The organism is Cellulomonas pasadenensis, from assembly GCF_047229365.1.
GTDB lineage: Bacteria > Actinomycetota > Actinomycetes > Actinomycetales > Cellulomonadaceae > Cellulomonas.
Window position 1 is genome coordinate 1 of the sequence record NZ_JBFTEP010000184.1, and the last position, 5613, is coordinate 5613.

Genomic DNA, 5613 nt, shown 5'->3' on the forward strand with positions numbered 1-5613 from the left:
CTCGGAGATGTGTATCAGAGACCGGACCGACGGGCCGTCGGCCGCCGGGCGGACGCGCCGACGCGCCGGCGGGCAGCGCGGCGACGACGGTGCGGGTCACCACGACGACCGGGCCGACGACGACGGCGGGACGACGGCGGGACGCGAGGCCGCCCGGGCGGCTGCCGCCGAGCGGGCGCGCGAGGAGGCCGCCGAGCGCGAGCGGCAGGCCGCCGAGGAGCGCGCGCGGCGCGAGCGGGAGCGGCTGCGCCGGCGGCACGAGCAGGCGGTCGCGGTGCGCGCGGAGGCGGACGCCGAGCTCGCCGGGGTGCAGCAGCGCCACGACGACGCGTCGCGCGCCGAGCAGGAGGCGGCGGCCGCGCTCGAGGAGGCGGAGGAGGCCTCCGCCGAGGCGTACCGGACGGAGGAGGAGCTCGTCCGCCGGCTCAGCGAGGTCCGCCGCCGGCTCGCGGAGGCCCGCGCCGCGCTGCCCGCCGCCGACGAGGCGGTCGTCGCCGCGCGCGCCGCAGCGCACGAGTGCGAGAAGGCACTCCGGGCGGTCCGCCGTGAGCTCGAGCGCGCGCGGGGTGCCACGGAGCGGGCGCACGAGCTGGAGCAGGACGCGGCCGACGCCCTCGCGGCGACGACCGACGACTGACCCGCCCCCGCCGGTCCCGGTGCCCGGGCCCGGCTCGGGACGACGTCCCCGCGCGGTCCCGCTCACGTGCCGGGTCCCGGGGACCGCGCAGGTCGCCGCCCCAGCCGTCCCGTCCGGCGGGACGCCCGCAGGGCCGGACGTCCCGACGTCCGTGCGCGGACCGCCGTCATGATGGGCACCGTGCCCACCGGACCGGACGACGCCGAGCTCGCGCTCATCCGACGCTCGGGCGCCGTGCTGCGCGTGGGCCGGCTGAGCCTGTCGGCCGGCACGGGCTCGTACCGCGTCAAGGCGTCGATGGCGCGGGTGGCGCACGCGCTCGGCGTCGAGCGGCACCAGGCGCACGTGACGCTGACGGAGATCACGACGACGTCGCACCAGGGCCGCTCGTTCCGCACCGAGGTCACCGAGGTGCGCAGCGTCGGCGTCAACACGGACCGGCTGACCGAGCTGGAGCGGCTCGCGCAGCGCGTCGAGGCGTACGCGCCCGTCGACGTCGCGGAGGTCGACGCGGAGGTCGACCGGATCGCCGCCAAGCCGCCGCTGTACCCGGTGTGGCTCAACGCGCTGTGGGCGGCGGTGGCGTGCGCGGCGTTCGCGTTCCTCAACGGCGGCGGACCCGTCGAGGTGCTCGGCGCGCTGGTCGGTGCGGGGCTCGGGCAGGGGCTGCGGCGCACGCTGCTGCACCGCGGCTACAACCAGTTCGGCGTGACGATGCTCGCGGCGGCGCTCGCGGCGACGGGCTACCTCGCGTTCGTCGCGCTGCTGGAGCTCGCCGGGATCGCCGACGGCGCGCACGAGACCGGGTACGTCGCGGCCGCGCTGTTCCTCGTGCCGGGGTTCCCCCTGGTCACGGGCGCGCTGGACCTCGCCCGTCTGGACCTGTCCGCGGGCGTCGCACGCCTGACGTGGGCGCTGATGATCTTCGTGTCCGCCGCGTTCGCGGTGTGGGCCGTCTCGGTCGCCGTCGGCCTCAGCCCCGACCCGCCGCGCGCGGCGGAGCTCGACCCCGTGCTGCTGCAGACGCTGCGCGTGCTCGCGTCGTTCGTCGGCGTGCTCGGGTTCGCGCTCATGTTCAACAGCCCCTGGACGATGGCGCTCGTCGCGGCCGGCGTCGCGGCGGTGCCGAACGTGCTGCGGATCGCCGCCGTGCAGGACCTCGCGTGGCCGCCGCAGGCGGCGGCCGCGGCGGCGGCGTTCGTCGTCGGGCTGCTCGCCGCGTGGGCGGCGCCACGGCTGAACATCCCGCGCGTCACCGTGTACGTGCCGGCGGTGACGATCATGGTGCCGGGCGTGCCCGCGTACCGGGCCGTCTACCACCTGAGCAACGGCGACGTGACGCAGGCGCTCGAGCACGGCGTGCCCGCGGCGCTCGTCGTGACCGCGCTCGCGGTGGGCCTCGCGGTCGCGCGGATGGTCACCGACCGCGAGTGGGGCTTCGAGCACTGACGCACCCGGACGGGACACCGGCCCCGCCGCCGGACGCCGCTTTGGCGCCGCGACCGGCGCCGGGTAGCCTGTGCTCGTCCTGGAGACGTCGCATAGCCAGGTCTAGTGCGCGGCCCTGCTAAGGCCGTGAAGGGGTCAACCCTTCCGTGGGTTCAAATCCCACCGTCTCCGCTCGCGCGAAGGCCCTCACCGAGCACCGCCCGGTGGGGGCCTTCGTCGTCCCCGGCGCGGGCATCCGGCGGCGCGTCGACGGCCGCCGCGAACCGCCGCGCGAGCCGCCCGGCCGCGGCCACGAGCTCCGGCCCGCCGTGCACGGTCAGCGGAAACGGCACGGGCGCGAGGCGCTCGGCCGCGTACGCGTCGGGGTCGTTGGTGCTGCCCCGCAGCTCGCAGCGCGCCCCGTCGTCCCGGGGCGTCAGGTGGCCCGTCGACGCGGGGACCCACGGCGCCACGGCGGCGTACGGCGCGTGGAACGTCACGTGGGTCGCGTGCGGCCAGCCCGCGCCGAGGTGCCGCTCGAGCACGGCGACGGGGTCGAGCCCCGCCGGCACGGACGCGGGCGCGTCGAGCACCGTGACCGCCTCGACCCGGTCGACGCGCAGCGCACGCGTCGCGCCGGCGCGGTGCGAGTGGCACAGCAGGTACCAGCGGCGGTGCCGCACGACCACGGCCCAGGGGTCGACCTCGGCGTCCCACGACGCGCCACCGGGCTGCCGGTAGCGCAGCGCCACCCGCCGGTGCCGCGCCGCGGCCGTGACGAGCGCGCCCGCCGTGGCGGGGTCGGTGGCGACGCGGTCGGGGTCGGCGGCGAGCGCCGCGTGCGACCGCACGGTCGCGGCCGCGCGACCCACCTGCTCGGGCAGCGCGCGGATGACCGTGCCGAGCGCCGAGCCGACGGGCGTGGCGGGGTCGGCAGCGGCGTGGGAGCCGTCCAGCACGGCCATGACCAGGGCGAGCGCCTCCGTCTCGGTGAACACGACGGGCGGCAGGCGCAGCCCGCGGCCCACCCGGTAGCCCCCGTGCCGCCCGCGCTCCGACACGACCGGCACGCCCGCCGCCCGCAGCGCGGCGACGTACCGGCGGACCGCGCGCTCCGTCACGCCGAGCCGCGACGCCAGGTCGGCGGCGGTGACGCCCGGTGCGTGCTGCAGCACGTCGAGCGCGCGCAGCGACCGGACGAGCGGGGAGTCCGGCACGTCGTCCACGTGTCGACGGTAAGGCGGACGCCGGTCGTCCGGAAGGCGTCCTACGGTCGGGACGAGGCCGGGGCGGCGGACCGCCCGGCGTGGGACGACGGAGGGACGGACGGATGGACGTCGTGCTGGTCGCGGGCCTGTGGCTGGGCGCCGCGGAGTGGGACGCGGTGGCGGACGCGCTGCGCCGGCGCGGGCACCGGCCGGTCGCGGTCGACCTGCCCGGCACCGGTGCCGCCACCGCCGACGCGTCCCTCGACGACCAGGTGGCGGCGGTGGTCGCGGCCGTCGACGCCGCCGACCGGCCCGTGGTCGTCGGGCACTCCGCCGCCGCGACGCTCGCGTGGCTGGCCGCCGACGCGCGCCCCGACGCCGTGCGTCGCGTCGTGCTCGTGGGCGGCTTCCCGTCCGCGGACGGCGGGACGTACGCCGACTTCTTCCCGGTCGTGGACGGGTGGGTGCCGTTCCCCGGGTGGGAGCCGTTCGAGGGCGCGGACGCCGCCGACCTCGACGCAGCCGCGCGGGACGCGCTCGCGGGCCGCACCACCCCCGTGCCCGAGCGCGTCGCGCGGGGCGTCGTCCGGCTGCGCGACCCGCGGCGGCACGCCGTGCCCGTCACCGTCGTCTGCCCGGAGTTCACGCCCGACGACGCGCGCGCATGGGTCGCCGCCGGCGACGTCCCCGAGCTCGCGGCCGCGCGCGACGTCACCTACGTCGACCTCGACTCCGGGCACTGGCCGATGGTGACGCGCCCCGAGGAGCTCGCGGCGCTGCTCGACGCGGCGGCCACCGGCACCCCGGCGACCGGCACCGCGGCGGGGGCCTGACGTGGCGCCGCGGGTCGCCACGCTGGACGCGTCCACGTGGGACGCGTTCGCGGAGCTCGTCGAGCGCAACAACGGCGTCTTCGGCGGCTGCTGGTGCATCGGCTGGCACCCCGAGTGCGGGCAGCGCGTCGACCACCGCGCGGTCAAGCAGGCCCGCGTCCTCGACGACGCGGCGCACGCGGCGCTCGTCCTGGACGACGACGGGCGCGCGCAGGCGTGGGCGCAGTGGGGCACGCCCGACGAGCTGCCCGGTATCAAGCACCGCCGCGCGTACGTGCAGGAGCCGCCGCCGCACCCGGACTGGCGCATCGCCTGCGTGTACGTCGACCGGCGGCACCGCGGGCAGGGCCTGGCGCGGCTCGCGGTCGAGGGTGCGCTGGCGCAGGTCGCCGCGGCCGGCGGCGGGCTGGTCGAGGCGATCGCCGAGGTCACGGAGGGGCGCGAGGCGCAGGGCCGGTTCCTGTTCAGCGGCACGGTGGAGCTGTTCGAGAGCCTCGGGTTCGCGCGCGGGCGGCAGCTCGGCAAGCACGCGCACGTCGTGTCCCGGACGGTCGGACCCGTGGCGGCGCCGGCGTGACGTCCGTCGCAGTCGGGCGCCGGGGCCCTCTCGGGTTTGGGGCCGGGCGCCGGAACCTGTAATGTTCTCTGCGGCCCGCAACGGCCACGCGCCCGTAGCTCAACGGATAGAGCATCTGACTACGGATCAGAAGGTTGGGGGTTCGAGTCCCTTCGGGCGCGCAGCAGGGTCGAAGGCCCGGCACCGTGACGGTGCCGGGCCTTCGTCGTCCCTCGGACGACCGCGGCGGCCGCGTCAGCCACCGGTGCCGGACCGCAGCTGGCCCCACCACCTCCGGACGCCGAGGACCGCGGCGCCGACGCCGCCCGCGACGAGCGCCACGGTCGCCCAGTACTGCGACCACCAGTCGCCGAGGGACCGCACGAACGGGGTGCGCACGTCCACCGCGGTGACGTACTCCGCGACGGCGGAGCCGAGGACCACGTCGTCCCCCACGGCGACCGCGGGGCGCAGCTCGATGCGGACGTCGTCGTCACCGGGCTCGTCGGCGCGCACCTCCCACGACCACCCCACGACGCCGGACGGGGTGAACGTCCGGTCGACCCACGCCTCGTCGACCACGTGCAGGCCGTCGCCCAGCGCGACCAGGCGTGCGGAGACCGCGCACCGGACGTGCAGGGGTGCGGACGTCGGGGAGGGGCCCGGCGCCTGGGGCTCCGGGGGCGGGTCGTCGGACACGTCGAGCACGGCCGAGTACGTGACGCTGTCACCGAGGTCCACCTCGAGCACGGCGGGGTAGTCCAGCCGGCCCTCACGCCACTCGCGCAGGTCGCTCGTGCACGCCTCCAGGAACCGGTCCAGCTCACCGCCACCCGTGACGGGGGGCGCGGCGCCGTCGTCCGGGGGCGCGGCGCCCGGCGCACCGGGCGCCGGTGCCCCGGGGCTCGGGTCGCGGTCCGCCGTGGGCGGGGGCGCCGCGTCGTCCGGCGG

6 protein-coding genes and 2 tRNA genes are annotated in these 5613 nt (G+C 78.0%); 6 read left to right on the forward strand and 2 right to left on the reverse strand.

The window, feature by feature from the left end; all coding sequences use genetic code 11:
• The 3 genes from AB6N23_RS16995 to AB6N23_RS17005 all read left to right on the forward strand — a co-directional run.
• Positions 1 to 637 (forward strand): hypothetical protein (locus tag AB6N23_RS16995; protein WP_489672011.1); only part of this gene is annotated, 637 nt, incomplete at its 5' end.
• A 171-nt stretch (positions 638 to 808) separates the two neighbouring features.
• Positions 809 to 2086, forward strand: coding sequence for a threonine/serine exporter family protein (locus tag AB6N23_RS17000; protein WP_412867167.1), 1278 nt, complete (start codon positions 809 to 811; stop codon positions 2084 to 2086).
• Between the two features lie 81 nt (positions 2087 to 2167).
• Positions 2168 to 2257, forward strand: a tRNA-Ser gene (locus AB6N23_RS17005).
• Here the strand turns inward: AB6N23_RS17005 and AB6N23_RS17010 are convergent.
• Positions 2239 to 3291: a helix-turn-helix transcriptional regulator gene (locus tag AB6N23_RS17010; protein ID WP_412867163.1), complete on the reverse strand. Its 1053-nt coding sequence runs from the start codon at positions 3289 to 3291 to the stop codon at positions 2239 to 2241. The genes AB6N23_RS17005 and AB6N23_RS17010 overlap by 19 nt on opposite strands.
• Before the next feature lie 104 nt (positions 3292 to 3395).
• On the opposite strand from AB6N23_RS17010, the gene AB6N23_RS17015 reads away from it, so the two are divergent.
• The 3 genes from AB6N23_RS17015 (at position 3396) to AB6N23_RS17025 (ending at position 4844) form a co-directional block, all read left to right on the forward strand.
• Entirely contained in the window at positions 3396 to 4106 is a 711-nt protein-coding gene (locus tag AB6N23_RS17015) for an alpha/beta fold hydrolase (RefSeq protein ID WP_412867164.1), read from the forward strand.
• A gap of 1 nt (position 4107) precedes the next feature.
• Entirely contained in the window at positions 4108 to 4683 is a 576-nt protein-coding gene (locus AB6N23_RS17020; RefSeq protein ID WP_412867165.1) for a GNAT family N-acetyltransferase, read from the forward strand.
• 88 nt (positions 4684 to 4771) lie between these two features.
• Positions 4772 to 4844, forward strand: a tRNA-Arg gene (locus AB6N23_RS17025).
• 73 nt (positions 4845 to 4917) lie between these two features.
• Here AB6N23_RS17025 and AB6N23_RS17030 read toward each other — a convergent pair.
• A partial coding sequence (locus AB6N23_RS17030; RefSeq protein WP_412867166.1) for a hypothetical protein occupies positions 4918 to 5613 on the reverse strand: 696 nt, incomplete at its 5' end.

Coding starts and splice junctions, on each gene's coding strand:
- AB6N23_RS17000 (WP_412867167.1), top strand. CDS start 809: ATGGGCACCGTGCCCACCGGACCGGACGACGCCGAGCTCGCGCTCATC.
- AB6N23_RS17015 (WP_412867164.1), top strand. CDS start 3,396: ATGGACGTCGTGCTGGTCGCGGGCCTGTGGCTGGGCGCCGCGGAGTGG.